This window comes from Paenibacillus sp. FSL H7-0326, assembly GCF_001955535.1.
Taxonomy (GTDB): domain Bacteria; phylum Bacillota; class Bacilli; order Paenibacillales; family Paenibacillaceae; genus Paenibacillus; species Paenibacillus shunpengii.
The window spans coordinates 523475-550316 of the sequence record NZ_MPVN01000001.1 but is presented as its reverse complement, the minus strand read 5'-3'; the positions used below and the strand labels follow the sequence as shown (position 1 = coordinate 550316).

The following is a 26842-nucleotide window of genomic DNA, read 5'->3' as shown; positions in this document are numbered from 1 at the left end:
TTGAAACGGGGGGAGAAAGATTGAACGGAACGGATGAGAAAAGAAAACGGTTTGAGCTGCTGATGAAGCAGGTTGATTTGCCGGCGGGCATCGTGGAGCCTCATTTTATTGACGGCTTTATCGACCAGGTGGAAATCAGCCGCATGAATCGTGAATGGCACATTACCATTACAAAGGATACACTGGTTCCCGCTCCTGTCTTTAAAGCATTCTGTCTGCATATTCGAGATAAGATGAGTCATATTGCCAAGATTTCATTTACTTTCAACTACGGTTCGGCTGTATCTGAAGCAGATATCGTGACAGAGTATTGGAATCTGTTCCTGGAGTGGGTCCATCAGCAGATTCCATCTGTTAATGGCTGGATGAACCGGGCGACTCAGGAGGTCGAGTCGGGTCTGCTTACGCTGACGATGAGTGATGCCATGGCGCTGGAGCTGGCTCGCAAGAAGCAGATTGATCAGGCAATTACCACGTATTATGATCGTTACTTCAAGCTACCACTTAAAGTGAAAATGCTGGTTGGCGAGAGCAACCGGGAAGAGCTGGAGAAGTTTGAACAGAAGAAACGGGAAGAAGAACGTGTTGTCATTGAGAACATGATGAGCATGATTGAAGCCGAGATGGCCCCTGTAGAGGAAGAAGAGGGCGACGTTAGGCTGCAAATGGGCTATGAGATTAAGGAGCCGGCTGTCCCTATCCAGGAAGTGCAGGATGAAGAGAAGAAGATTACGCTACAAGGAACCGTATTCGGTCTGGACAAAAAAGAACTCCGCAACGGTAATACACTCTACATGTTCTATCTGACCGACTTTACGGATTCCATGCAGATGAAAGTATTTGCGAAGTCCAAAGAAGATGTGAAAATTATGAATCTGCTGGCGAATGGCAAGTGGGTAAAGGTACGCGGACGAGTGGAATACGACCGGTTTATGCAAGTGCCTGAGCTCGCCATGATTCCGTCGGATCTCGTCGAGGTACAGGCACCGCCGACACGTAAAGACAACGCAGCAGAGAAGCGAGTCGAATTTCACCTTCATACGAAGATGAGTACGATGGATGCGGTAACCTCAATCGATACGTATGTCAAAACAGCAGCCAAATGGGGTCACAAGGCGATCGCTGTAACGGATCACGGAGGTGTTCAGGTCTATCCGGAGGCAGCCAAGGCAGCCAAAAAGCACGGCGTCAAAATGATATACGGACTCGAAGCCAATATCGTTAACGATGCAGTCGAGGTCGTTATGAAGCCACAGCCTTTGGAGCTGAAGACAGCCGAATATATTGTATTTGATATAGAGACAACAGGTTTATCGGTAACACAGAATAAGATCATAGAAATTGCAGCGGTAAAAATGCAGGATGACAAGGAAGTCGACCGATTTGCGACCTTTGTGAATCCTCATGAGCGAATTCCATATAACATTCAGCAGCTCACCAACATTAACGATGAGATGGTCAAGGATGCGCCAGAGCTTGAGCCCGTATTGCATGACTTCGTCAAGTTTGTGGGGGATAGTATATTAGTGGCGCACAATGCGAGGTTCGACATCGGCTTTATTCAAGCCAATCTCAAAACAATCGGAATGGAGCCGCTGGAGAACCCCGTACTGGATACGCTCGAGCTTGCAAGATTGCTGCACCCAACGATGAAAAATCACCGCTTGAATACGCTCGCGGATAAATATAAGGTTTCGCTTGAGAATCATCACCGGGCGATTGACGATACGATTGCGCTCGCCGGCATACTGACAGGGCTGCTGAATGATGCTGCACAGCTGAAGGGGATCACGATGCTGGATCGGCTGAATGATTATGTTGGGAAGGACCTGTCGAATGCTAGGCCGTTCCATAGTGGAATTTATGCACTCAATGGTACAGGCAAGAAGAATCTGTACAAGCTGGTTAGCCTGTCCCATACGGAGCATTTTAAGCGGGTTGCAACGATTCCGAAGTCGAAGCTGGTGGCTCATCGAGATGGACTGCTGATCATGTCCGGCTGCGAGAAGGGTGAGTTTTTTGAAGCTGTACTCAATAAATCGGTTGAAGAAGCAGAGGAAATCGCGCAGTTCTATGACATTTTGGAGATTCAGCCAATTACGATGTATATGCATCTTGTTGATAAGGGACTCGTAGCAACGCCGGACGAGATCAAAATTGCAATTCGTAAAGTCGTCGAGATCGGTGAGAAGCTGGGCAAACCGGTCGTCGCGACAGGGAATGTCCATTACCTTGATCCAAGAGACAAAATTTATAGAGATATTACGATTCACGGCATCACCGGGTTTAGTCCACTCAAGGATATGCGCAAGCCCGATGCTCACTTCCGTACGACGGACGAAATGCTGGAGGAATTCGAGTTTCTTGGCAAGGATAAAGCTTATGAAGTGGTCGTCACGAATACGAGTGAGCTTGCGGATCGCTTTGAAGAGATACAGCTCTTTCCTAAAGAGCTCTTCACCCCGATTATTGAGGGAGCGGAAGAAGAAATTCGCAGCAAGTGCTATGATACAGCCAAGTCCATATATGGCGAGGAAGTTCCGGATGTCGTCGTCAAGCGGCTGGAAAAAGAGCTGGAGCCTATTATTAAATTTGGTTTCTCAGCCAACTATCTTATATCAGAGAAGCTGGTTAAGAAATCGAACGAGGATGGATATCTCGTTGGCTCTCGGGGGTCTGTAGGTTCCTCTGTCGTAGCAACATTCCTTGGTATATCCGAGGTTAATCCGCTGCCGCCGCATTATATTTGTGTTAACCCGGAATGCAAGCACAGTGAATGGTTCCTTGATGGTAGTGTGAAAAGTGGATTTGACTTACCGGCGAAGGATTGTCCTGAATGCGGTAATGCGTTTAAAGGCGAAGGTCAGGATATTCCTTTTGAAACGTTCCTTGGCTTTAAGGGAGACAAGGTTCCCGATATCGATCTTAACTTCTCAGGTGAGTATCAGCCGAAGGCTCACCATTTTACAAAGGTCATGTTCGGTGAGAAGAGTGTATACCGTGCAGGAACAATCGGTACAGTCGCGGAGAAGACGGCGTTTGGTTTCGCGAAGAAATACGAGGAGGCCCATCATAAATCCTGGAGAGGAGCGGAGCTGAACCGGCTTGCATCAGGATGTACGGGCGTGAAGCGGAGTACCGGACAGCATCCGGGCGGAATTGTGGTTGTACCAGACTATATCGAAGTGGAAGATGTGACACCTGTGCAGTATCCGGCGGATGATACAAGTGCAGAATGGAAAACAACGCACTTCGACTATCACGCCTTCGAGGATAACCTGCTCAAGCTGGATATACTGGGTCATGATGACCCGACGATGATGCGGATGCTTCAGGATTTGACGGGGGTTGATCCAACCACCATCCCAATGAATGATCCTAAGGTTATGAGCATGTTCAATTCGACGGATGCGCTTGGAGTGACTCCAGAACAGATTCGCACTCCAGTCGCCACCTACGGTGTGCCGGAGATGGGGACCAAATTCGTAAGACAGATGCTGCAGGAATCCCAGCCAAGCACTTTTGCTGACCTTCTGCAAATTTCAGGGTTGTCCCACGGAACAGGCGTATGGCTAGGGAATGCTCAGGAGCTGATCAAGAACGGGACCTGCAACATTAAGACCGTAATTGGCTGCCGGGATGATATTATGCTGTTCTTGATATATAAGCATGGCATGGATGCTGCACTAGCCTTCAAAATTACCGAGAGTGTACGTAAAGGTAAAGGCCTCAGCCAAGAATGGATTGATGAAATGAAGAACTGTAAAGTTCCACAGTGGTACATCGATTCCTGTCTAAAAATTCAGTACATGTTCCCGAAAGCCCATGCGTCAGCTTACGTTATATCGGCAGTTCGCACAGCATACTACAAGCTGTATTATCCGATCGAATATTACGCAACCTATTTCTCAGTGCGTGCTGAAGATTTTGATATTGAACTGGCTTGTCAGGGATATGAAGCCATATCTCGGAAGATTGTTGAGATTGAGCAGCTTGGCTTCCAGGCTTCGACCAAAGAGAAATCGATGCTGTCCGTGCTGGAGATGGCGTTGGAGATGACAGCACGGGGATTCAGCTTCAAAATGATTGATCTGTATCGTTCCGATGCGACACGCTTTACGATCGATGGGGATTCCTTAATTCCTCCGTTCTCTGCGCTTGCAGGGATTGGTGACAATGCGGCACGCAATATTGCAGCAGCACGTGAATACGGAGAGTTTCTGTCTATTGAGGATTTCCAGCAGAAATCGAAGGCGAGTAAGACGGCGGTGGAGCTGCTCACACAAATGGGCTGTTTCCGTGGTCTGCCTGAGAGCAATCAGCTGTCACTCTTTTAGTCAGCAAAAAAGGGCTGCTATTGGCGAGACAGTGAGTCAAGTGACTATACTTGTCACTAATGTCTGACTATGTTATAATTTTTATGGTAATCATGAGGATAAAACCGTTGCTTAAAGAGTGGGGAAACCCACTCTTTACTCTTTGGTATACACTTTAATTTGCCGGTTTACCGGAACGAACCTGACTTGGAGGTTACCTTATTTGAGCACAAAGATTAAAACTACCGTGGAAGAAATGATTAAGCCTTTTCTGGATGAGCATGAATTTGAGCTCGTAGATGTAGAATACGTGAAAGAAGGAAGCAACTACTTTCTGCGTGTTTACGTGGATAAAGAGGGTGGTATCGATCTGGATGATTGCGGATTGATCAGTGAATTTTTAAGCGCTGAGCTGGATAAGAAGGATCCGATCCCTGATGCATATTTTCTAGAAGTCTCTTCTCCCGGTGCTGAACGCCCCCTGAAGAAGTCTGCCGACGTGGCCAAGGCGGTAGGAAAGAATGTGTACGTCACTACATATGAGCCGATAGGCGGTCTGAAGGAATTTGAAGGCGAATTGTTATCTTTTGAGAACGAAGAATTGGTTATTGCCTCCGGTAAAAAAGAGCATGCCGTTCCTTATTCAAAAGTGGCGAGTGCACGTTTGGCCATTGTTTTATAAGTGTTAAATTTACACACGATATGATCAGATTCGTCCCGCGTGCAACGGCAAGGTTCTCTTTTATGTTTCTGTATAAAGAGAACTTCGCCGTTTTACGCTATGGATGACATGTTTGAAAGGGGGATTTACATTCATGAGTATGGATTTTATTGAAGCGATGAATGAACTGGAAAGGGATAAGGGGATTAGCAAGGACATTTTGTTCGAAGCAATTGAAGCTGCGCTAATTTCGAGCTACAAGCGTAATTTTAATACTGCGCAAAATGTTCGTGTTGACATGAACCGGAATTCCGGTGTTATCCGTGTATATGCTCGTAAGATGGTTGTAGAAGAGGTGCTCGATCCGCGGACTGAAATTTCTTTGCCTGCCGCTAGAGAGATTAACCCGCATTTTCAGCTTGAGGATGTAGCAGAGATCGAAGTGACTCCAAGAGATTTCGGTCGTATTGCAGCTCAAACAGCTAAGCAGGTAGTAACACAACGTATTCGTGAAGCGGAACGCGGGCTTATCTATAATGCTTTTGTTGACAAAGAAGAGGACATTGTTACAGGTGTCGTGCAGCGCCAGGATTTACGCAGCATTTATATCGACCTCGGCAAGGTAGAGGCCGTTCTTCCTCTTACTGAGCTGATGCCGAACGAGAAATTTGTGCACGGGGATCGGATCAAGGCCTATATTACTAAGGTTGAGAACACGACAAAAGGCCCGCAAATTGTGCTTTCCCGCACACACCCTGGTCTTCTTAAGCGTCTGTTTGAACTTGAAGTGCCTGAAATCTTCGATGGTGTAGTTGAGATTCGTTCCGTTGCACGCGAAGCAGGCTTCCGTTCGAAGATCGCCGTTCATTCTCGTAATGAAGAGGTTGATCCGGTGGGATCCTGCGTAGGGCCGAGAGGAACTCGTGTTCAAACGATCGTTAACGAGTTGCGCGGAGAGAAAATTGATATCGTGAAATTCTCGGAATCGGTTGAGGAATATGTTGCTAACGCACTGAGCCCATCTAAGGTTCTGGAAGTTCAGGTGTTTGAGAATGAGAAGATGGCTCGAGTGATTGTTCCGGACTATCAGCTGTCTCTAGCGATTGGTATCAAAGGTCAGAATGCGCGTCTTGCTGCCAAGCTTACGGGCTGGAAGATTGATATTAAGAGCGAGAGCCAGGCAGAGCAGGAATTTGGCAGAGAAAAAGACTCTTCTGGTGAAATGCATCAGGATTCCATCACCGTCGATTAAGCTGTACTGAAGTGATTGGGGGTCTAGAGAATGAAACAACGCAAAGTACCGCTTCGCAAATGCGTGGCTTGTCAAGAAATGATGCCGAAGAAACAGTTAATCAGGGTTGTTAAAACACCGGAAGATGAAGTGCTGATTGACCTTACGGGCAAGAAATCTGGCCGTGGTGCTTATCTTTGCGGTAAGGAAGCTTGCTTCCGTCTCGCTCAGAAGAACAGATCACTCGATCGGGCGCTCAAGTCGCAAGTGAAGCCTGAGATCTATGAGCAGCTTGCACAAGACTTTATTAAGGCCGAAGATGAATTTTTGGCCGCAAGGGATAGTGCTGAAGATGAATAAGGCGCTGTCCTATGTAGGTCTTGCGACACGAGCAGGCAAATTAGTTTCTGGCGATGAAATTGTGCTAAAGGCTATCCGGTCTTCCGAAGCGAAAATGGTTATTGTTGCGGCCGATGCATCAGCTAATACACTCAAAAAATTCCGTGACAAGTGCAAATCGTACAACGTTCCTCTTCTGATCGGCTTCGATCGAGAAACACTTGGCAGCGCCATGGGTAAACCAGAACGTGTTGTACTCGCTGTAACGGATCCGGGATTTGTCAAAATGATCGCGAAGCAGGCCTTGACAATGTCGGAGGTGGAGTATATTGAGTAAACAAGATAGCAAACTGCGAGTTTATGAATATGCAAAATCACTCAACATGAGCAGCAAAGAAATCATTACCATTCTTAAGAAGCTGGATATTCCCGTTAACAATCATATGAGTGTAATGGAGAATGGCTCCGTTGCGAAGGTAGAACAATTTTTTAACAATATAAAAGCGGGAGCTGCAGTGAAACGTGAGCAGAGCTCATCCGCTCAGACGGTGGCGACATCGGCGGTTCGTGAAGATCAAGGAGCGACCGAGCGTTCTAATCCGTCTTTCCAAGGAGGTGCCACACAGAATTTGCAAAACGATGTGAAAAACAACGAGTCTAACAATACACGGAATGCTTCTGAGAGCAGTAACTCAAGGCCAAAAAAACAACAGGAAAAGCAGGTAGGTATGAATAATAGACCAAATCAAAACAGTAACAGTGGATCCCAACGACAAAGCGGTCAAGATAACCGCAGATCAAACGGTAGTGTAGGCCAATCAGGTGGAGGTCAAGGAACCCGTCCTTCACAAGGCGGAAGCGCAAGCCGCCCTTCACAAGGCGGAAACACAAGCCGCCCTTCACAAGGTGGAAACGCAGGTCGTCCATCACAAGGCGGAAATGCAAACAGACCTTCTTCCCAGCAAGGTAGTGGCCAAGGCAGCAGCCAAGGCAGAAGCAATAACAGCTCAGCGGGCGGCAACAACCGCGGTGGTCAAAACCGTAACAACAATAGCAACAATAGCAACCGCGGTGGCGGTGGCGGTGGACGTCGATTTGATGATGGAAACAGCAGAGGCAACTACCGCGGCAACAACCGCGGTGGTAAGAACAACCGTGGAAGAAACCAATCTAATCAGCCTCCTCGTGAGAAGATCGACAACACACCGAAGAAAATTATCGTTCGCGGTAATATGACTGTAGGTGAAGCGGCGAAACTACTTCACAAGGATGCTTCTGAAGTCATCAAGAAACTCATCTCGATGGGTGTTATGGCAACGATTAACCAGGAACTGGATATTGACACGATTCTGCTTCTAGCTGGTGAATTCGGTGTCGAAGTAGAAGTGAAGATCCCGGTTGAAGACGATCGCTTCGAAACTGTTGAAGAAAACGATGATCCGGCGGATCTGAAAGCTCGTCCTCCAGTTGTTACGATTATGGGACACGTCGACCATGGTAAAACAACACTTCTGGATACGATCCGTTCCACAAGTGTCACTGCAGGTGAGGCAGGCGGTATCACGCAGCACATCGGTGCATACCAAGTTGAAATAAACAATAAGAAGATTACCTTCCTCGATACTCCGGGTCACGAAGCGTTTACAGCAATGCGTGCCCGCGGTGCGGAAGTTACGGATATGACGATCATTGTGGTTGCAGCGGATGACGGTGTTATGCCTCAGACGGTAGAAGCAATCAACCATGCGAAGGCAGCAAATCTGCCGATTATCGTTGCGGTCAACAAGATCGATAAGCCGGGTGCAGATCCGGATCGTGTTAAGCAAGAACTTACGAACTATGAGCTCGTTCCAGAAGAGTGGGGCGGAGATACGATCTTTGTTAACGTTTCGGCGAAGCAAAAGATGGGTATTGAAGACTTACTCGAAATGATTCTGCTCGTAGCAGAAGTGAATGAGTACAAAGCGAACCCGAACAAACGTGCACGTGGTACAGTTATTGAGGCTGAACTGGATAAAGGACGCGGACCTGTAATGCGTCTGCTCGTTCAACACGGTACACTCAAAGTCGGAGATGCGTTTGTAGCAGGTAACTGCTTCGGACGTGTTCGTGCGATGGTCAACGATAAAGGCCGTAAGCTCAAAGAAGCAGGCCCGTCAACTCCGGTTGAAATTACAGGTCTGCAGGAAGTACCTCTTGCGGGTGATCCGTTTATGGTATTTGAAGATGAGCGCAAGGCTCGCTCCATTGCTGACAAGCGTGCAATTACACAGCGTGAATCCGATCTAGGAACACAAACGCGTGTAACGCTGGACGACTTGTTCAAGCATATTAAGGACGGAGAAATCAAAGATCTTAACGTGATTATCAAGGGAGACGTTCAAGGTTCGGTGGAGGCACTTAAAGGGTCTCTGGCGAAGATTGAAGTTGAAGGTGTACGCGTGAAGATTATCCACAGTGGCGCAGGTGCAATCACCGAGTCGGATATCATTCTGGCAGCTGCATCCAATGCCATTGTTATCGGATTTAATGTTCGTCCTGACGTTCAAGCGAAATCCACAGCCGATGCTGAAAAAGTCGACGTGCGTTTGTACAACGTTATTTATAACATTATTGAAGAGATCGAGCAGGCTATGAAGGGTATGCTGGATCCCGAATTTAAAGAGAGCGTCATCGGTCATGCCGAAGTACGTAATATCTTTAAGATTAGTAAAGTGGGAACTATTGCAGGATGTATGGTTACTTCCGGTAAAATCTCCCGTGCAGCTCAAACTCGCGTCATTCGGGATGGAATTGTTGTCTTTGAGGGCAAACTAGATACACTGAAACGATTCAAGGATGATGCTAAAGAAGTGGCGCAAGGTTATGAGTGCGGTATTACCATTGAGAATTTCAACGATATTAAAGAGGGCGACATTATTGAAGCGTTCGTAATGGAAACGGTAGAACGTAAATAATAATGTCCTTTGCTAGAGAGGTGAACACCTATGGCTAAAATAAGAACTGGACGTGTTAATGAGCAGGTGAAGAAAGAACTGAGCTTGCTGATCCAATCCGAGCTGAAAGATCCGCGTATCGGTTTTGTAACCATCACGGGTGTCGAAGTGACGAATGACCTGTCCCAAGCCAAAGTATATTTGAGTGTTCTCGGTGATGAGGAACAGAAGCATAATTCCCTGAAGGCTCTGGATAAAGCGAGTGGTTTTCTTCGTAGTGAATTGGGCAAACGGGTTAGACTTCGTCATGTTCCCGAGTTAATATTCAAGATTGATGAATCCATCGCTTACGGAAGCCGCATTGAGAAGCTGCTTACCGAGATTGATAAACCGGATTCTAAATGAAAATGAATAGAGGAGACGGCAATGCAGACTTATGAACAGGCGCTTGAGCAAGGAAAAGAATTTCTTCTCTTGCATGATGATTACCTGATCGTGTCGCATGTACAGCCGGACGGAGATGCAGTCAGCTCCACCGTAATGGTGGGCTGGCTTCTCTCATGTCTGGGGAAGAAATTCACGATGATCAACGAAGGACCGATACCACAGCGCATGCAGTATATGTGGAATGCGGACCAAATACTTAATGCTTCATTGCAATCCCCTCCGAAGCAGTTTCAACATGTTATCTGTGTGGATTGTGCGGATTATGAGCGTGTAGGCAAAGTAACGCACTGGTTTGCTGATGAGGCGAATATTTTAAATATTGATCACCATCCAACGAACAACGGTTATGGTAAAGTGAACATCATTAAGGATGATGCAGCAGCAACTGCAGAAATTTTATATGATCTTGTTGAAGCTTGTGGTGTGGCTTGGGATAAGGAAGCAGCTACAGCTGCATACACAGGTTTATTGACTGACACCGGAGGGTTTCGATATTCAAGCACAAGTCCGAAGGTGATGAAGATCGCTTCTGATCTGCTCGCACTTGGTGTCAATGGCCCCGAGCTGGCTGAACGACTGCTTGAAGAGATTACATTGCCTCAGCTGAAAGTACTAACAAGAGCTCTTAATACATTATCTATTTCTGAAGATGGACAAATTGCCTGGGTCGTTGTCACTCCAGAAGACATGGTAGAGTGCGGTGCTCAAAATGATGATCTTGAAGGAATCGTCAACTACCCGCGGAATATTCAAGGGGTCGAGGTTGGTATTCTTTTTAAAGTCATTAGTGATGAGGTCGCTAAAGTCAGCTTCAGATCAGCGGGTAAGGTAGACGTAGCTGCTCTGGCCCAAGGCTTTGGCGGCGGCGGACATGTTCGGGCAGCGGGAGCTAGAGTGGAAGGTCCATGGCAAGACACAGTGAATCAAGTTGTAGAACGGGTGAAATCACAATTATGAACGGATATGAAGGTGTGCTTCCGGTATACAAGCCAGCAGGCTTTACATCACACGATGTCGTAGCGAAGATGCGGGGCATTCTAAAGATGAAGAGGATCGGACATACGGGTACACTTGACCCTCAGGTCACAGGAGTGCTTCCATTGTGTCTGGGTAGAGCGACAAGAGTGGTTGAATATTTGCAGGAGCTCCCGAAGGAATATGAGGCAACACTTCGATTGGGCATTGCAACAGACACCGAAGATATTACCGGGGAGATCACTGATCAAGTGGACCAGGTTGAGGTTAGTTCAGAAGACGTTAAACAAGTCCTGGAGCAATTTGTAGGGAAGATTTCTCAGGTTCCGCCCATGTATTCAGCAGTTAAGGTAGATGGAAAGAGGCTGTATGAGCTGGCTCGTCAAGGAAAGACGGTTGAACGCAAAAGCCGTGAAGTAACCATCCATGAGCTGGAGCTGACAGGGCTTACGATCAAAGAAGGCTATCCCGAAATATCATTTCGTGTGCTGTGCTCCAAAGGTACTTATATACGTACACTATGTGTGGATATTGGCAAGACATTGGGTTATCCTTCCACGATGGTGGAGCTTACGAGAACGATGTCGGCGGGAATTCCTGTGGGTCGTTGTCTTAAGATTGAGGAGATAGAGCAATGTGTTAATGAGGGGACTCTGTCCAGTTATCTCATTCCAACCGACCAATCCATATGGAACATGCCTGCTTACCGCTTGGAAGAAGGTTATGAAAATTCCGTGTTTCAGGGAAAAAAGCTGTCTGATACACTCGTAAATCAGAAAATTAATGAAGAAGGATTGTTAAGGCTATATTCTGCCAATGAACAATTTTTAGGGATTTTTGATTGGACAGCAGAATCAGGTATAATTACACCTGTCAAAGTGTTTTTGCCAGAGCCTTCTTAATACTTCATCTTAATATAGGCTTTTTGTAAAATCGTGGGAATTGCAGGTGAATAATTGTGATAAGAAAGATGCTATCTTTTCCGCTGGCAGAAGGTGTTCTGGATGAACTGTCGAAGCCGCAAGTGCTTGCGATTGGACAATTTGACGGACTCCATCACGGTCATGCCAGTGTCATACAAACCGCAGTGAATCTTTCTCGGGAGCAGGGAATACAGGCTGCTGTACTGACCTTTCATCCTCATCCGAAAGAAGTCATGCGGAAAGGGGATTACCAAGGCTATCTAACCCCGCTGAAAGAAAAAGAGGCCATTCTTGAAGAGATGAACGTCGATGTTATGTATGTTCTGGAATTCAACGAATCCTTGTCGAGCCTGTCTCCTGAACAATTCGTGAATCAATTTTTAATCAAGCTGGGTGTTCAAACCGCCGTTGTCGGCTTTGATTTTCGATTTGGCCACAAGGGCGCAGGTGATGAGAATACGCTAAGAGAACTGGGTGCGCCATCTATGAATGTGATTACGGTTCCGCCGCTCAGGCTGGACGGTGATAAGATCAGCAGCTCGTTTATTCGAAAAGCACTTCATGAAGGAAACATTACTGAAGTTACTCGTATGCTGGGCAGACCTTACTCCTTTACGGGAATTGTCATGGATGGAGAGAAGCGCGGTCGTACGATTGGCTTCCCTACGGCCAATGTCGAGCCTTCGGAGAATTATGTTGTCCCATTAAAAGGGGTATATGCGGTGTGGGTGACACATAACAAGAGGAGACATCCCGGAGTTATGAATATTGGAGTTAAGCCAACGTTTCACGACAACCGTACCAAGCCATCCTTTGAAGTGCATTTGCTCGATTTCAGCGGCGACTTGTACGGGGAAGAGCTGAAGGTGGAGCTTATCCATTTCCTTAGAACAGAGCAGAAATTTTCCTCAATTGATGCGCTCATCGCCCAGATCAAGCAGGATTCGGAAACGGCAAGTCAGCTTCTGTCCGGTGATTCTCAAAACTAGTAACAGATTAGGAAGTTTAGATTTACATGAAATAGGCAAGTATGTTATACTGAAAGACGTTGTTAATTAAACAACATAACCTTAGCTTTGGTTGATGGGCTCTCACCGGCCGCAACGAGGCTAAAGGCGATTATACTGAAGGAGGTGAACAGGATGGCATTGACTCAAGAACGTAAACAACAATTGATCGAAGAGCACAAAACTCACGAGTCCGATACAGGATCTCCAGAGGTGCAGGTTGCTATCCTTTCGGAAAACATCAAGAACTTGACTGATCACTTGCGTACGCACAAGAAAGACCACCATTCCCGTCGCGGGCTTTTGAAAATGGTAGGTCAACGCCGTAAGCTTCTTGCTTACGTGAAGAACAAAGACGTTAAACGTTACAGCGCTTTGATCGAGAAGCTTGGATTGCGCCGTTAATCATCGTATATCCTAACAACGACAGCCTGGTTGTCCCCGTCCTCTATGAAGAGTACGGGCTCGCAGCCGGGTTGTTTTGTAGATTGGGCTTCTTTTTATTCATAGCAGACAATTTAGAAGATTGTCTGATGCGGTGTTTATGAATCGGCTTCAAGCAGGTAATACTGGATATAACGATATTAATGGAGAAGATAAGGAGGGATCTCATGGAACAACGTGTTGAAATGATGCTTGGTGGTCGCAAGCTCGTCTTAGAGACCGGAAGACTTGCTAAGCAGGCAAATGCTGCTGTGACTGCACGCTATGGTGACACTGTCATTTTATGTACTGTGACTGCTTCTAGTGAACCGAAGGATTTGGATTTTTTCCCGCTGACAGTCAACTATGAAGAAAGATTGTATGCTGTAGGTAAAATCCCGGGTGGATTTATTAAAAGAGAAGGAAGACCTAGTGAGAAAGCAATTCTTGCAAGCCGTCTGACTGACCGTCCAATCCGTCCGCTATTTCCGGAAGGGTTCCGTAATGATGTTCAGGTTCTGAACCTTGTTATGAGTGTGGATCAGGATTGTGAACCTGAAATTACAGCGATGATCGGTACTTCTGCAGCACTTAGTATTTCTGATGTTCCGTTTAACGGTCCAATTGGAGGCGTCGCTGTAGGTCGTGTAAACGGCGAGTTCGTTATTAACCCTGACATTCAGCAGCAGGAAGCCAGCGACATCTATGTAGTCGTATCGGGAACGAAGGATGCTATTATGATGGTTGAAGCTGAAGCGAACGAAGTGCCTGAAGAGGTTATGCTCGAAGCCATCATGTTTGGTCATGAAGAGATCAAAAATATTGTTGCTGTCATTGAGCAGCTTACTGCGATGGCGGGCAAAGAAAAAATGCAGGTCAAGCTGCATGCCGTTGATGAAACGGTAAACAAAGAAGTACGCGATTATGCTGCAAGCCGTCTGGTTGAAGCAGTTCGTATCGAAGAGAAGCATGCAAGACAGGATGCGATTGATGCCATTAACGATGAAACGGTTGCTTTCTTTGAAGAGAAGTACATAGAAACTCCGGAACTGCTTAAAGACGTGAAAGAAATTCTTCACGACATCGTTAAGGAAGAAGTTCGTCGTCTGATTACACACGATAAGGTTCGCCCAGATGGACGAGCACTGGCTGAGATTCGTCCGATCGACTGCGATACAAGCCTCTTGCCTCGTACGCATGGATCTGGACTGTTTACTCGCGGGCAGACTCAAGCACTTAGTGTATGTACGCTTGGAGCGCTTGGAGATGTTCAAATTCTGGACGGAATTGATCCGGAAGAGACTAAACGCTTTATGCATCATTACAACTTCCCTCCGTTCAGCGTAGGAGAAGCAAGACCGCTTCGTCCTCCGGGTCGTCGTGAGATTGGTCATGGTGCGCTTGGTGAGCGAGCTCTCTCCAAAGTCATTCCGCCAGAATCGGAATTCCCGTACACGATCCGACTTGTATCCGAAGTTATTGAATCTAACGGTTCGACTTCCCAAGCAAGTATTTGTGCATCTACGCTTGCCATGATGGATGCAGGTGTACCGATCAAAGCTCCAGTTGCGGGTGTAGCTATGGGTCTAATTAAAGATGGAGAGCATGTATCCATTCTTACCGATATTCAAGGCATGGAAGATCACCTGGGTGATATGGACTTTAAGGTTGCGGGTACAGCTGAAGGTGTAACTGCGATTCAAATGGATATTAAGATTGATGGTATCGACCGCAGCATTTTGTCTGACGCGCTTACGCAAGCTAGAGAAGGACGGATGCATATTCTAGGTAAAATGATGGAGGCCATCCAAGCACCTAGAGAGACACTTTCTCAATATGCTCCTAAAATTCTGACGATGTACATTAATCCGGACAAGATCCGTGATGTGATCGGTGCAGGCGGTAAAGTAATCAACAAGATTATTGAAGAGACAGGTGTTAAGATTGACATCGAGCAGGACGGTCGTGTCTTCATTTCTTCTGCTGATCAAGAGATGAACGATAAAGCCCGCGCGATTATTGAGGGCATTGTTCGTGAAGTCGTTGTAGGCGAGATCTATGTTGGTAAAGTCAAACGTGTTGAGAAGTTTGGTGCATTTGTTGAAGTACTCCCTAACAAAGAGGGACTTGTTCACATTTCCCAGCTATCGACTGATCGTGTTGCCAAGGTGGAAGATGTCGTTGCTGTGGGTGATTCCATCACTGTTAAAGTAACGGAGATCGATCAGCAAGGTCGTATTAATCTTTCGCGCAAAGCAGTACTGACAGCTGAAACGAAAGCCTAACATCTAATTGCTCTTAAAGAGAGACAGAACTCGAATTCTGGCTCTTTTTTTGATGCATGGGAACTACAATCACATCTTTAAAAATAGATTTATACCGAACGCCTTTCCGGCGTTTTTTTGTACATATTGGAACCGCTGCCGTCATAAAATGGGACAAACGAGGGGCGGGAGGTTAGAGGTGTGAAGACGCAACAGAAAAAATGGGCTGTCGTCATCGCTAGTACGCTAGCTGCAGTGACCATTGGACAAGCCACGGGCATTACGAATCATTTCCCACTGGATCGGAATGTAAATACAGAGGACGCTTTCGATATGTACGTGAATGCGGTCCCTGAGGATGAGCTGAAAAGGCAGATTGAGGATAAGGCAGAAGAGTACAAGGTGGAACCTATTGATGCCAAGGTTGATCGGGTCTGGAAGGCCATTCCTGGATATAACGGAATGGAAGTGGATGTTCAGGCAACATACCTTCAGGCACGTTCGAATCCCAATGGAGCTTCTATTCCATTAGTCTATAAGCAAATACCACCAAAAGTAACACTCGATGATCTGGGAGCACAGCCGATTTATCGTGGAAATCCCGAGAAGAAGATGGCTTCCTTCATGATAAACGTCGCATGGGGAAACGAGTATATCGTTCCAATGCTGGATATCCTTGATGAATATAAGATAAGGGCGACTTTTTTTCTCGATGGAAGCTGGCTGAAGAAGAACGAGCAAATGGCCAAGGAGATACAGAAGAGAGGTCATGAACTGGAGAATCATGCCTATTCTCACCCGAACATGAGTCAGCTTACGACAGAGAGGGCTACGCTTGAAATATCTAAGACAAAGTCATTATTAAAAGAAATGCTTGGTGTGGAGAACAAATGGTTTGCTCCACCTTCCGGAGATTATGATCAGGAGACGGTGGAACTCGCAAGACAGCAGGGCTTGAAGACCGTCTTGTGGACGATAGATACTGTAGACTGGAAGAAGCCAAGTCCAGACAGTGTGGTAGCCAAGATTACCAAAGGGGTTGAGCCAGGCTCGCTTATCCTGATGCATCCGACAGCCTCCTCAGCCGGGGCGATGCGAGGGATGATCGAAGGGATAACGAAGAAAGGAATCAAGCTGGGTACGGTTAGCGAGACCTTGTCCTCGGAGAGACTCGATGTACCGGAAAGTTGAGTGAAGCCGTTTTTTTTGGTAGGATTAATGCTGTCGATCGTTAATCATATTCAAGACAAAGCAATGGAGGGCCAATCGTGAAAAAAATGATACTTAGTAATGGCCTAAGAGTGGTCATGGAGCAGATTCCGACCAGCCGATCGGTATCTTTCGGTATATGGGTGAAGACAGGTTCTCGCAATGAGGATGATTCAATAAATGGAGTGTCACACTTTATCGAGCATATGCTGTTTAAAGGAACAGATCGTTTTGATGCGAAGGACATAGCAGAGCAGTTTGATGCCATCGGCGGCAATGTCAATGCGTTCACATCCAAGGAGTACACTTGCTATTATGCTAAAGTATTGGATGAGCATTTGCCTATCGCTGTTGATGTATTGTCAGATATGTTCTTCCACTCCAAATTTGATAGTGAAGAGCTCGTTAAGGAGAAGAACGTTATCCTTGAAGAGATTTCCATGTATGAGGATACACCGGATGATATGGTGCATGATCTGATCTCCCTGGCTGCTTATGGGGAGCATCCTTTAGCTTATCCGATATTAGGTACGGAAGAGAAGCTGAGCACGATGAACGAGTTCAGCCTGCGCTCCTATATGAACGAGCAGTACACGATCGAGAACACCGTCATTAGTTTAGCTGGAAATATTGACGAGGACAGCACGATTGAGCTGCTTGAGAAGTACTTTGGTTCATTTAATGTACATAGTCCGGCGAATCGGCCTGGTATTAAGGCTCCTGATTTCAAAGGTAATCTGCTGTTTCACAAAAAGAAAACAGAGCAAAATCATATTTGTCTGGCCTTTCCCGGATGTTCAATTCATGATGACAAGCAGTACGCCATGGTGCTCATTAACAATGCGATCGGCGGCGGAATGAGTTCACGGCTGTTTCAAGAGATTCGGGAGAAGCGCGGCCTCGCTTACTCCGTTTATTCGTATCATAGTGCTCATGCGGATAGTGGGCTGTTCACGATCTATGCGGGTACAGCACCTAAGCAAACGAAGGAAGTCATGGACCTGACAAGTGGGATTTTACAGGATCTGGCTGAGAATGGACTTACTGAGGATGAGCTGCGCAAAGGGAAGGAACAGCTGAAAGGCAGTCTTATTTTAAGTCTGGAAGGTACCGGAAGCCGTATGAATCGAAACGGTAAGAATGAACTGATGGTAGGTAAGCATCAAACGCTCGATGAGATTATCGCCAAAATTGAACGGGTTACAATGGATGATGTGAATGCTGTGCTTGATCGAATGTTCGCACAGCCGTATGCGCTTGCTATGGTAGGAGCCTCAGATCGTGCGATTGCATCACTTAGGAGGGACGATTTTGTCAATACACGTACAAATTAAAAAAATGCCTGGAACCGAGGACATTCCGCTTCCGATGCAAATGTCTGAGCTGGCTGCCGGGTTTGATTTATATGCCGCAGTTGATGCGGAGACGGTGCTGAAGCCGGGAGATAGAGCATTAATTCCTACGGGATTTGCGATGGCAATTCCTGCAGGCTATGAAGCACAGATTCGGCCTAGAAGCGGGCTGGCCTTCAAGCACGGGATAACTTGTCTTAATACACCTGGAACGATTGATGCTGATTATCGGGGAGAAGTGAAGGTTCTTCTTATCAACCTTGGTAATGATCCTTTCGCGATTGCACGTGGAGAAAGAGTAGCTCAAATGGTCATTCAGGCCGTGCCTCAAGTTATCATTGCCGAGGTTTCCGAGCTGTCTGAAACGGTGCGCGGCGCAGGCGGATTTGGTCATACAGGTAAATAAAATAAAGTGAATTGCGCAGCCGCTCTTTCTGAGAGCGGCTTTTTTATATTTAAGGATTTTACAAAATCCTGGCTTTCGAATCACCAGGGCAAACTTCACGGCATAAGATGACAGCGTAAAGTCGTGGAAAGGAGTGACATCCTGATGTTGACCGGATTACGGATCGTCGTTCTAGGCGGAGATGCACGTCAGCTAGAGGTCATTCGTCGCTGCGCTGAGCTTGATGCGTCGGTAAGTATTGTTGGTTTTGATACCCTCCAGCACATCCCTGATGGAGCGGTAAAGGAAGAACTGAGTGAGCATCTCCTCACTTCAGCGGATGTTGTCATACTGCCCGTAGTCGGCTGTGATGATGAGGGGTATATTCAAGCAAAATATGCGACAGAGGGAGCCGTTCTTCAATTAACACCTGAACTGGCAGGAGCACTTCCTGTACATAGTTCGGTCTATACAGGAATAGCGAAGCCGTATTTGAAGGAGCAGTGCAGTACTCATAATCTGCGTCTGGTAGAACTGCTAGAACGGGATGATGTCGCCATTCACAATTCAATTCCAACAGCAGAAGGCGCAATTATGATTGCGATTCAGAATACAGATTTTACGATTCACAATTCGGTAGCTCTGGTGCTCGGTATGGGACGTACAGGATTTACCATGGCTAAAACATTGCAGGGACTCGGTGCCGATGTAAGGGTAAGCGTAAGACGTGAGGAAGATGCAGCCAGAGCGTCGGTGATGGGCCTAAAGCCTTTCCTGACAAGGGATTTAGCGAATTATGCCGGGGAGGCCGACTTGATTTTTAATACGATACCGTCTATGATTATCACAGCACAAATCCTGTCCAAAATGAAACCTAAATCGTTTATTATTGATCTGGCCTCAGCGCCTGGAGGGACCGATTTCCGTTATGCGGAGAAGCGCGGAATCAAAGCGATGCTCGCTCCCGGGCTCCCTGGCATTGTCGCTCCCAAAACAGCTGGTGAGATTATCGCAAATTCGATCGTCAGTTTGCTGCTTTGTGATCAATAATGAACGGAGGAATCAGATTATGAATTGGCAGGGAAAAACGGTTGGTTATGCGATTACAGGTTCACATTGTACTTTTGAAGAGGTCATGCCGGTCGTTAAGCGGTTTAAAGACGAAGGTGCCGACGTCGTGCCTATTATATCAAATTCGGTGCTGACAACGGATACCCGGTTCGGAACGTCCGAAAGTTGGCAAAAACAGTTGAAAGATATAACAGGTAATGATATCATTTCTTCAATTGTTGAAGCCGAGCCTCTGGGACCGTCCAAAAGGCTTGATGTATTGGTTATTGCTCCTTGTACAGGAAATACGACCAGCAAGCTTGCTAATGCGATGACGGATAGCCCCGTGCTTATGGCTGCCAAATCTCAAATGCGCAATCAGCGCCCGGTCGTTCTTGCAATCTCAACAAATGATGGACTTGGTTTGAATGCAGCGAATATTGCTAAATTACTTGTTGCCAAATATATTTATTTTGTGCCATTTGGCCAGGATAATCCACAAGCGAAACCAAATTCGCTCGTCGCTAAGATGCATTTGATCCCTGAAGCAGCTTATGCAGCACTTGAAGGAAGACAAATGCAGCCGATCCTTATGTGAAGCGACTAGCGTTATGTTAATTCACTTCACGAACGAGAGGTATCGCAAGATGCCTTTTTCGGGGTGTAAATATACCGGGAAATCCGGCTGATGAAGAAAGAGTCATAATATATCACTTTCGTTTGTCAGTAATTAAAGGGGAGATACACTATAATGAGCAATCAGAAGTTTAATGTGGCTGTTGTGGGTGCGACGGGAGCAGTAGGAGAACAAATTATCGGTCTACTCGAGAAGAGAGATTTTCCGATAAATAAGCTTAAGCTGTTGTCTTCCAAGCGCTCTGCTGGCTCCACGATTAACTTTAGAGGCCAAGACATTACAGTAGAAGAAGCAACCCCTGAAAGTTTTGAAGGAATCGAAATTGCACTCTTTAGTGCGGGCGGTGATGTAAGTAAGGAGCTTGCTCCTCATGCTGTTCGTCATGGTGCAGTTTGTATCGATAACACCAATGCTTTCCGAATGGATGAGAATACACCGCTGGTTGTACCTGAAGTTAACAAAGAGAAGATCAGCGAGCACAATGGCATTATTGCAAATCCGAACTGCTCCACAATTCAAATGGTAGCTGCGCTTAAGCCGCTGTATGACCGCTATGGTATTTCTAAGATTATTGTATCCACATACCAAGCTGTATCGGGTGCCGGCAGCCGTGCCATTGATGAGATGCTTCGCCAATCGAAGGCTGTATTATCCGGTGAAGAGGTTAATCCGGATATCCTTCCGGTAGGATCGCTTCCAGTGAAGCATCAAATTGCTTTTAATGCGATTCCACAAATTGATAAGTTTCAAGATAACGGCTATACATTAGAGGAAATGAAAATGGTTCGCGAAACCAAAAAAATCATGTCGGATGACACCCTTGGGGTTACTGCAACATGTGTACGTATCCCGGTTATCTATGGTCACTCCGAATCCGTATATGTAGAGCTTAAAGAAAATTATGATCTAGAAGAAGTAAAAGCACTGCTGGCTGAAGCTCCTGGAGTCACTCTAGTAGATGACCCGGCTAATCAGCAGTATCCGCTTGCGACAGATGCAGCTGGCAAACCCGATGTGTTTGTAGGCCGTCTTCGTCGTGACTTGGGGAATGAAAAAGGACTGAATATGTGGATTGTATCGGATAATCTTCAAAAAGGCGCTGCATGGAACGCTGTGCAAATTGCCGAAATTATCGCATCTGAACGCTTAAGCAACGCCTAAGTTTTCATTCCATTTGTTTTGCTACTTTCTTTCAGCTTAAGTCTTCTTGATATACAAATGGAGGAATACATGCATGGGTATTTTAGTGCAAAAATTTGGGGGAACATCCCTGTCAACACCGGCGGCACGCGAACGTGTCCTTGGTCATATGAAACGTGAAATTGCTGCCGGACACTCGCTCGTAGTGGTCGTCTCTGCGATGGGTCGCAGAGGCGAACCTTATGCTACGGATACACTTCTGGACTGGATTGTTCAGAATGGAAATGCGCTGCCGGCGCGTGAAAAAGATATTCTGTTATCCTGTGGTGAGCTGATTTCAGCAGCTACGCTCACTAGCTTAGTTGAACATGAAGGAATAACAGCGACCGTACTGACAGGTGGTCAGGCTGGCATATTAACTGACGATCAGTTTGGTAATGCGCGGATTCTTGCTGTGAAGCCGGAACGCATTCTGGAAGAACTCAAGACACACCAAGTTGTCATTGTGGCTGGATTCCAGGGCGCTGATGAAAAGGGTGACATCACAACACTCGGCCGCGGTGGCAGTGATACTTCAGCTACAGCGCTTGGTGCCGCACTGCACGCTGATATGGTCGATATCTATACAGATGTGGATGGGATTCTTACCGCAGACCCGAGAATTGTTGAAGACGCGAAGCCGCTTCTCTATGTTGGCTATGCAGAGATCAGCAATATGGCTCACCAAGGTGCGAAGGTGATTCATCCTCGTGCAGTGGAGATCGCGATGCAGGCACAGATTCCGGTGCGTGTCAGATCGACATTCGGTGATGGGGAAGGAACATTGATTACACATCCTGAAGGGATTAAGGATGTACAGTCAGGAATTGTAGACCGATTCGTCACTGGAATTGCCTATGTGAATAATGTCACGCAAATTATGGTAGAGGCAGACAAAGAAGTTGGTAAACTTCAGCTGAAGGTATTCAAAGCGATGGCTGAGAATGGAATCAGTGTTGATTTTATTAATGTATCTCCTTCTGGAGCTGTTTATACTGTGTTTGATCATGACTCGGAGAAGGCAATTCGTATTCTTCAAGATATGGATCTTAAGCCAAGAAGCTTGTCAGGCTGCGCTAAGGTCTCTGTCATTGGTGGAGGAATTAATGGGGTTCCTGGAATTATGGCTAGAATTGTAGAATCACTCGCAGAGGCAGATATCGAGATATTGCAGTCAGCGGACTCCAATACAACGATTTGGGTACTTGTCAAGAAGGAAGATATGGTGGGAGCGCTTCGTGCACTTCATTCCAAATTTGAACTTCATCGCTAGAGACGAGAGTGCAAGGAGGATACAATCGTGGAATTCGGAAGACTTATTACAGCAATGGTTACCCCTTTTAACGATGAAGGCAGTATCCATTGGGAAGAAACCTCCAGACTAATCGATTACTTAATTGATGTTCAACAAACTGATACACTGGTTATTGCAGGCACAACAGGTGAATCACCGACATTAACCGACGCTGAAAAAGTGCAGTTGTTTGAATTTGTTGTTAAGCATGCGGCAGGGCGGGCCAAGATTATCGCCGGTACAGGCAGCAACAGCACGCACCATTCCATCCAGCTTACCCGTGAGGCGGAGAAAGCCGGTGTAGATGGAGTGCTCTTGGTTGTTCCTTATTACAACAAACCGAACCAAGAAGGGATGTACCAGCATTTTTCTGCAATCGCGAAGGCGACCTCCCTTCCTGTAATGCTGTATAACGTTCCTGGACGAACAGGAGCCTGCTTGTCTGTGGAGACAACACTTCGGCTTGCAGCGATCGATAATATTGTGGCGACTAAGGAATGTGCATCCATTGAACAGGTGGCACAGATTTCAGGAGCTGCACCTGAGGGCTTCAAAGTCTATTCAGGCGATGATTCTTCAGTGCTTCCGGCAATAGCTGTGGGTGGATACGGTATTGTTAGTGTAGCCGGTCATATCGTAGGTGCGTCAATGAAGGAACTGATTCATGCCTATGTTAGTGGTGATGTTTCGAAGGCCGCTTCGATCAATCATAGATTATTACCTGTCTTCAAGGGCTTATTTGAAGCGCCTCATCCGGTCCCTAATCCGGTTGCAGTCAAATATGCGCTTGCACTGAGAGGTTATTCAGTAGGCACCGTTAGACTGCCTCTGGTACCTCCAACGGAGCAGGAGAAAGAATTTATCCGTCAATTAATCGGCACCATTTCTTAGTTCATTTAACTGGAAACTAATTTGGATTATGTATTGTCAAACCCTCGTACTCAGATAGATTGAGTACGAGGGTTTTTTTGTATGGAACAGACATGTTCTTTGAGCGGTAACCAAGGGGCTTAATATACTTAAGATGCGCTGTTTAAGGAAGGAGAGCTCGTTTGTTTTTATATGAAATGGAGAAACTAAACCTTACAAAACGTGACTGACTTGTTTTTTCAGTTTTTAATCATGTATAATGATGTCAAGTGACTGGGTGCGGTATATTTTTGAAATAGATTGTTTAACAGCAAAGTGTGTGGGAACTTCGGCTGAGAAGCTATAGGTTTCTTTGAATAAAATAATAATAATATCATTAAGGTACGACGTCCAACTACCATAGGAGGTTCAGATTCTTTTGTCAAAAAAAAATAACAACGATAAATTGATGATTTTCGCATTGGGCGGCGTCGGTGAAATCGGTAAGAACATGTATGTTGTTCAGTACGGTAATGACATTGTAGTCGTAGATGCGGGTTTAAAATTCCCAGAAGAGGATATGCTTGGCATTGATATCGTCATTCCAGATATTTCCTACTTAACTGAAAATCGAGATAAAGTAAAAGGGATTGTACTGACACACGGACATGAAGACCATATTGGCGGATTGCCTTATGTACTCAAACATCTAAATGTACCAGTATATGGAACGAAGCTTACACTCGGACTCGTAGAAAATAAGCTGAAGGAAGCTAATTTGCTTGGCGAAACGAAGCGGATTCTCATTAACGAGGATTCTGAAATACAGCTTGGCAACAGCCTTAAGGTTAATTTCTTCAAGACAAACCACAGTATTCCTGATTCTGTAGGTGTGTGCGTCGAGACTCCAGAAGGTGTCGTCGTACATACGGGAGACTTCAAATTTGATCATACTCCAGTCAATGGTCAGTATGCAGATCTTCAGCGTATGGCAGAAATCGGTTCCAAAGGTGTACTGGCATTGTTATCAGACAGTACAAACGCAGAGAAGCCAGGATTTACCCCTTCTGAGAAAAATGTGGGTGTCGTTATGGAAGATATTTTCCGTAAGGCAAGCCAGCGTGTCGTTGTTGCGACCTTCGCATCCAACGTGCACCGGATCCAGCAAGTCATTAACGCTGCTGAAACTACGGGACGCAAAGTAACCGTAATCGGGAGAAGCATGGTAAATGTAGTAGGTATTGCATCCGATCTTGGTTATCTGGATATTCCTGACGGCATGATTATTGAGCCGGAAGAAGTAGGCAAGATGGCAGCAGACCGCGTTGTAATCTTGTGCACAGGCTCCCAAGGAGAACCGATGTCTGCGCTTACTCGCATGGCTCGCTCAACTCACCGCAAAGTGGATATCCTGCCAGGAGACACAGTTATCATTGCGGCAACACCAGTTCCAGGTAACGAGAAATACGTAGGGCGTACAATAGACGAGTTGTTCAGACTTGGCGCTGAGGTTCACTACAGCGGAGCTAACTCTGGCGTACACGTTTCCGGTCACGGCAGTCAAGAGGAATTGAAGCTCATGCTGAATCTGATGAAACCGAAATATTTCATTCCGATTCACGGTGAGTTTAGAATGCAGCGTCGTCATGCACTGCTGGCAGAGTCTGTCGGCATTGATTCAGACAACATCTTCATTACCGATGTTGGTGAAGTAGTTGAGATTCAGGGCGGAGCTGCTCGCAGAGCGGGCAAGGTATCTTCCGGAAATGTATTAATTGATGGTCTTGGAGTAGGCGACGTAGGAAATATCGTACTGCGTGATCGCAAGCTGCTCTCACAAGACGGAATTCTTGTTGTTGTCGTTACGCTTAGCAAGCAGGATGGTAAGATCGTTTCCGGTCCTGACATCATTTCCAGAGGATTCGTGTATGTTCGTGAATCCGAGGGCTTGTTGGATGAAGCGAATCGAATTGTAACAAGTACACTTCAGAAGCTTATGAGTGAGAATGTCAATGAATGGGCATCGCTCAAAACCAATGTCAAAGACGCGCTCGGACGTTTCTTGTATGAGCAAACGCGCCGTCGCCCTATGATTTTGCCAATCATTATGGAAGTATAGTAAACCAATAACTTCAAACGAAGGCACACAGTCGCCTCTTCTAAGCTGACAGGTAATATTGGACGGTTCCCTGTTAGCGAGGAAGAGGCTTTTTCGTGTCTTTTCATGTGTATAAGATTCATTGTGGAATTGTCATACTAACCCAGATATTGAAGACAAAACTTTCAAAGGAAGTGTTGATGTGACAAATCCGTTAATCGGCAAAGATAAAGGCGAAGGTGCAAAGAACGAGACCCCAATGCTGCCGCCGGAGCAGCAGCCCAAATCTAATCCTGTTGTTAATACGATTCAAGAGCTGGGACAGACTACCGTTCCTTCTGGAGAATCTAATATCTTCTGTATGACGATTATTGGTCAAATCGAAGGGCATCTTATCTTGCCTCCCCAAAATAAAACAACAAAATATGAGCATCTCATCCCACAGCTGGTTGCGGCAGAGCAAAATCCACGAATTGAAGGTATTCTGATTATATTAAATACGGTCGGCGGTGATGTGGAAGCAGGACTTGCAATCGCAGAAATGATTGCTTCCATGTCCAAGCCAACGGTTACTGTTGTCATCGGGGGAGGTCATAGCATTGGGGTGCCAATAGCTGTCAGCAGTACGTATTCCATTATTGCGGAGAGTGCCACGATGACCATTCACCCGGTGCGTATGAACGGGTTGTTTATTGGGGTCCCGCAGACCTTTGAGTACATTGAGAAAATGCAAGAGCGGGTTGTGCGATTTGTAACCTCTCACTCCCGTATTACGGAGGAGCACTTCAAAGAACTAATGTTTAAGCAGGGGGAATTGAATCGAGATATCGGTACAGCGGTAGGTGGAAATGATGCGGTTCAATATGGCCTGATGGATGCAGTAGGCGGAATTGGTGAAGCCATCGCTCAGCTGAATAAGCTGATCCTGTCGAGAAAGGATATGAGGGCTGCCGCTTCTCCTGGAGGGATGACACAATGACCCTTTATACGATCATGTCCGGTGAACAGATTTTTGAAGGAATGTGGAAAGAACAGCCTCCATTATTAGAAATGCAGATCGAAGGCCGATTGTTGCAGATCATGCCTGTTAACGAAAGATCGGGGATCATCGTAAGGCTGATCAATGGCAGCTTGTATGATTATCTGGATTCCGCTTATACGCCAGGGCGTGAAATTTCGCTTAACTCTGCTCAAAGTTAAACATACGTCCTTGTGGTCAAGATTCGACGAAAAAGAACATATGTGCGGATGTAGACTTATGGTATAA

The 26842-nt window shown here is 46.2% G+C and carries 23 protein-coding genes; all 23 read left to right on the top strand.

The window, feature by feature from the left end; all coding sequences use genetic code 11:
* Positions 1–20: 20 nt before the first annotated feature.
* The 23 genes from BK126_RS02370 to BK126_RS02260 all read left to right on the top strand — a co-directional run bounded on the left by BK126_RS02370 (position 21) and on the right by BK126_RS02260 (position 26775).
* A complete protein-coding gene (locus BK126_RS02370) occupies positions 21–4337 on the top strand; it encodes a PolC-type DNA polymerase III (protein WP_076311115.1) in 4317 nt (1438 codons plus the stop codon).
* 202 nt (positions 4338–4539) lie between these two features.
* Positions 4540–4998, top strand: a complete 459-nt coding sequence (rimP, locus tag BK126_RS02365) for a ribosome maturation factor RimP (RefSeq protein ID WP_047909683.1) — start codon at positions 4540–4542, stop codon at positions 4996–4998.
* A 133-nt stretch (positions 4999–5131) separates the two neighbouring features.
* Positions 5132–6229, top strand: a complete 1098-nt coding sequence (gene nusA / locus BK126_RS02360) for a transcription termination factor NusA (RefSeq protein ID WP_047909682.1) — start codon at positions 5132–5134, stop codon at positions 6227–6229.
* 30 nt (positions 6230–6259) lie between these two features.
* Positions 6260–6568: an RNase P modulator RnpM gene (gene rnpM / locus BK126_RS02355; RefSeq protein ID WP_076311114.1), complete on the top strand. Its 309-nt coding sequence runs from the start codon at positions 6260–6262 to the stop codon at positions 6566–6568.
* The gene (locus BK126_RS02350; protein WP_152557580.1) at positions 6561–6884 is read left to right on the top strand and encodes a L7Ae/L30e/S12e/Gadd45 family ribosomal protein; all 324 of its coding nucleotides are present in this window, start codon (positions 6561–6563) and stop codon (positions 6882–6884) included. The genes rnpM and BK126_RS02350 overlap by 8 nt, the downstream gene beginning before the upstream one ends.
* Complete coding sequence (gene infB / locus BK126_RS02345; RefSeq protein ID WP_076311112.1) at positions 6877–9504, top strand: translation initiation factor IF-2; 2628 nt, start codon at positions 6877–6879, stop codon at positions 9502–9504. The genes BK126_RS02350 and infB overlap by 8 nt, the downstream gene beginning before the upstream one ends.
* Before the next feature lie 30 nt (positions 9505–9534).
* The gene (rbfA, locus tag BK126_RS02340) at positions 9535–9888 is read left to right on the top strand and encodes a 30S ribosome-binding factor RbfA (RefSeq protein WP_076311111.1); all 354 of its coding nucleotides are present in this window, start codon (positions 9535–9537) and stop codon (positions 9886–9888) included.
* A 21-nt stretch (positions 9889–9909) separates the two neighbouring features.
* Positions 9910–10887, top strand: coding sequence for a DHH family phosphoesterase (locus BK126_RS02335; RefSeq protein WP_076311110.1), 978 nt, complete (start codon positions 9910–9912; stop codon positions 10885–10887).
* A complete protein-coding gene (gene truB, locus BK126_RS02330) occupies positions 10884–11807 on the top strand; it encodes a tRNA pseudouridine(55) synthase TruB (RefSeq protein ID WP_083655687.1) in 924 nt (307 codons plus the stop codon). Before BK126_RS02335 ends, truB begins: the two co-directional genes overlap by 4 nt.
* 56 nt (positions 11808–11863) lie before the next feature.
* Positions 11864–12817, top strand: coding sequence for a bifunctional riboflavin kinase/FAD synthetase (locus BK126_RS02325; protein ID WP_076311108.1), 954 nt, complete (start codon positions 11864–11866; stop codon positions 12815–12817).
* Positions 12818–12970: 153 nt separating this feature from the next.
* Positions 12971–13240 (top strand): 30S ribosomal protein S15, encoded by a 270-nt coding sequence (rpsO, locus tag BK126_RS02320; protein ID WP_076311107.1) that lies wholly within the window; start codon positions 12971–12973, stop codon positions 13238–13240.
* Positions 13241–13446: 206 nt separating this feature from the next.
* Positions 13447–15543 (top strand): polyribonucleotide nucleotidyltransferase, encoded by a 2097-nt coding sequence (gene pnp, locus BK126_RS02315; RefSeq protein WP_076311106.1) that lies wholly within the window; start codon positions 13447–13449, stop codon positions 15541–15543.
* Positions 15544–15723: 180 nt separating this feature from the next.
* Positions 15724–16713: a polysaccharide deacetylase family protein gene (locus BK126_RS02310; RefSeq protein ID WP_076311105.1), complete on the top strand. Its 990-nt coding sequence runs from the start codon at positions 15724–15726 to the stop codon at positions 16711–16713.
* A gap of 86 nt (positions 16714–16799) precedes the next feature.
* Positions 16800–18065: a M16 family metallopeptidase gene (locus BK126_RS02305; protein ID WP_371264530.1), complete on the top strand. Its 1266-nt coding sequence runs from the start codon at positions 16800–16802 to the stop codon at positions 18063–18065.
* 4 nt (positions 18066–18069) lie between these two features.
* Positions 18070–18489, top strand: coding sequence for a dUTP diphosphatase (gene dut, locus BK126_RS02300; protein ID WP_371264529.1), 420 nt, complete (start codon positions 18070–18072; stop codon positions 18487–18489).
* A gap of 144 nt (positions 18490–18633) precedes the next feature.
* The gene (gene dpsA, locus BK126_RS02295; protein WP_076311102.1) at positions 18634–19518 is read left to right on the top strand and encodes a dipicolinate synthase subunit DpsA; all 885 of its coding nucleotides are present in this window, start codon (positions 18634–18636) and stop codon (positions 19516–19518) included.
* A 19-nt stretch (positions 19519–19537) separates the two neighbouring features.
* Entirely contained in the window at positions 19538–20116 is a 579-nt protein-coding gene (locus BK126_RS02290) for a dipicolinate synthase subunit B (protein ID WP_076311101.1), read from the top strand.
* A 153-nt stretch (positions 20117–20269) separates the two neighbouring features.
* Entirely contained in the window at positions 20270–21316 is a 1047-nt protein-coding gene (locus BK126_RS02285; protein WP_076311100.1) for an aspartate-semialdehyde dehydrogenase, read from the top strand.
* A gap of 73 nt (positions 21317–21389) precedes the next feature.
* Positions 21390–22607 (top strand): aspartate kinase, encoded by a 1218-nt coding sequence (gene dapG / locus BK126_RS02280; RefSeq protein ID WP_076311099.1) that lies wholly within the window; start codon positions 21390–21392, stop codon positions 22605–22607.
* Between the two features lie 24 nt (positions 22608–22631).
* On the top strand, positions 22632–23519 hold the full coding sequence (gene dapA, locus BK126_RS02275) for a 4-hydroxy-tetrahydrodipicolinate synthase (RefSeq protein WP_256702785.1): 888 nt from the start codon (positions 22632–22634) through the stop codon (positions 23517–23519).
* Between the two features lie 397 nt (positions 23520–23916).
* Positions 23917–25596 carry a ribonuclease J gene (locus BK126_RS02270; RefSeq protein ID WP_076311097.1) on the top strand — a complete coding sequence of 560 codons (1680 nt, stop codon included), beginning with the start codon at positions 23917–23919 and terminating at the stop codon, positions 25594–25596.
* A gap of 238 nt (positions 25597–25834) precedes the next feature.
* On the top strand, positions 25835–26554 hold the full coding sequence (locus BK126_RS02265; RefSeq protein ID WP_076312510.1) for a ClpP family protease: 720 nt from the start codon (positions 25835–25837) through the stop codon (positions 26552–26554).
* A complete protein-coding gene (locus BK126_RS02260) occupies positions 26551–26775 on the top strand; it encodes a YlzJ-like family protein (RefSeq protein ID WP_076311096.1) in 225 nt (74 codons plus the stop codon). The genes BK126_RS02265 and BK126_RS02260 overlap by 4 nt, the downstream gene beginning before the upstream one ends.
* The last annotated feature ends 67 nt before the right edge of the window (positions 26776–26842 follow it).

What these genes read in the sequence shown, in the direction of transcription:
- nusA (WP_047909682.1), top strand. Translation starts at nt 5,132, where the DNA reads ATGAGTATGGATTTTATTGAAGCGATGAATGAACTGGAAAGGGATAAG.
- rnpM (WP_076311114.1), top strand. Translation starts at nt 6,260, where the DNA reads ATGAAACAACGCAAAGTACCGCTTCGCAAATGCGTGGCTTGTCAAGAA.
- BK126_RS02350 (WP_152557580.1), top strand. Translation starts at nt 6,561, where the DNA reads ATGAATAAGGCGCTGTCCTATGTAGGTCTTGCGACACGAGCAGGCAAA.
- rbfA (WP_076311111.1), top strand. Translation starts at nt 9,535, where the DNA reads ATGGCTAAAATAAGAACTGGACGTGTTAATGAGCAGGTGAAGAAAGAA.
- BK126_RS02335 (WP_076311110.1), top strand. Translation starts at nt 9,910, where the DNA reads ATGCAGACTTATGAACAGGCGCTTGAGCAAGGAAAAGAATTTCTTCTC.
- truB (WP_083655687.1), top strand. Translation starts at nt 10,884, where the DNA reads ATGAACGGATATGAAGGTGTGCTTCCGGTATACAAGCCAGCAGGCTTT.
- rpsO (WP_076311107.1), top strand. Translation starts at nt 12,971, where the DNA reads ATGGCATTGACTCAAGAACGTAAACAACAATTGATCGAAGAGCACAAA.
- pnp (WP_076311106.1), top strand. Translation starts at nt 13,447, where the DNA reads ATGGAACAACGTGTTGAAATGATGCTTGGTGGTCGCAAGCTCGTCTTA.
- BK126_RS02305 (WP_371264530.1), top strand. Translation starts at nt 16,800, where the DNA reads ATGATACTTAGTAATGGCCTAAGAGTGGTCATGGAGCAGATTCCGACC.
- dut (WP_371264529.1), top strand. Translation starts at nt 18,070, where the DNA reads ATGCCTGGAACCGAGGACATTCCGCTTCCGATGCAAATGTCTGAGCTG.
- dpsA (WP_076311102.1), top strand. Translation starts at nt 18,634, where the DNA reads ATGTTGACCGGATTACGGATCGTCGTTCTAGGCGGAGATGCACGTCAG.
- BK126_RS02290 (WP_076311101.1), top strand. Translation starts at nt 19,538, where the DNA reads ATGAATTGGCAGGGAAAAACGGTTGGTTATGCGATTACAGGTTCACAT.
- BK126_RS02285 (WP_076311100.1), top strand. Translation starts at nt 20,270, where the DNA reads ATGAGCAATCAGAAGTTTAATGTGGCTGTTGTGGGTGCGACGGGAGCA.
- dapG (WP_076311099.1), top strand. Translation starts at nt 21,390, where the DNA reads ATGGGTATTTTAGTGCAAAAATTTGGGGGAACATCCCTGTCAACACCG.
- BK126_RS02265 (WP_076312510.1), top strand. Translation starts at nt 25,835, where the DNA reads ATGCTGCCGCCGGAGCAGCAGCCCAAATCTAATCCTGTTGTTAATACG.
- BK126_RS02260 (WP_076311096.1), top strand. Translation starts at nt 26,551, where the DNA reads ATGACCCTTTATACGATCATGTCCGGTGAACAGATTTTTGAAGGAATG.